General features: G+C 57.0%; 1 protein-coding gene. It reads right to left on the reverse strand.

The genetic code is table 11. The features are described from left to right. Nucleotides 1-624: 624 nt before the first annotated feature. On the reverse strand, nucleotides 625-926 hold a 302-nt coding region (locus DC522_RS35640; RefSeq protein WP_205769939.1), incomplete at its 5' end, for a hypothetical protein.

Below are 926 nucleotides of genomic sequence, written 5' to 3' on the forward strand. Positions count from 1 at the left end.
ATCTACCGGTGACGGCTCGCTTCCGGAGATTGAACTGCTCCAGCAGGAGCGGGGCATAGTGGACGGTCTAGCGATGAATGGGGATCTGTTGCAAACTTCGAGTATAGTCATTTCAGGGGCCATTCTGGCGCTTTGGTTGTCACCGTAAGTGGTTGATTTTCCAGTCACGAGCCTTCGAAGCTCAGTTGTAAAAGACAAGTAGAAACCGAATTTGCAACAGATCCCTTCATCGTCTCCGACGATCCTCGACGGGCCGTCTGCTGCGGAGCACCGACCCAGTTGGGCTCGAGCTGGTGCGGCTGGCACCGGAGGCTCGTCTACATCCCGGCGCATGGAAAAAGTGCAGCGCGATGTGCTGATGTTGCCGGAACGCCGTTAGGGGACAGCCACTACAGGCTCAACCCAAGCCAGTACCATCGTTCCCGCGCGGACGATCTGGATACTGGCCTGCTGGACAAGCGAACGTTTCCGCCCAGTCTCAGCGCCCCGGCGGAACGAACAGGTCAGGCTACGATCTGAGAAGCAACCCCATAGAGGATGCCCAAGACTCATAAGAACAATGGGAGCCCCCGTGGACATGAGTGATGTTCCGGTTCGCAACCCACCGCAGTCTCCGTACACGGTCTAATGTTGGCTAGCCATTGTGATGCCTGTTCTGTCTTGACATTGAGCTGCCTCAAGCAGCAGACACCTTGAGCCGCTGCGTTTGGCCATAAACCTCTGTCGGTTTTTTTTGGCGAGGTCTGGGCCAATGCGGATCGGTTCGCAATGCTTCGGATCGCCAAGATTCCGCTCGAGCCACTCCATCGTCACGAGAGGGCTTTCACTGGCGGCCTGCACACGGAACGCCGTAAGTGCGCATTTCAGTGCACGTCGTAAGGCGGGGTTCAGGCTGGCTGTTTTTTGCAGTTGAAGGGCAGCAGGTC

Origin of the sequence: Microvirga sp. KLBC 81 (assembly GCF_003075415.1) — a bacterium.
Classification (GTDB): Bacteria; Pseudomonadota; Alphaproteobacteria; order Rhizobiales; family Beijerinckiaceae; genus Microvirga.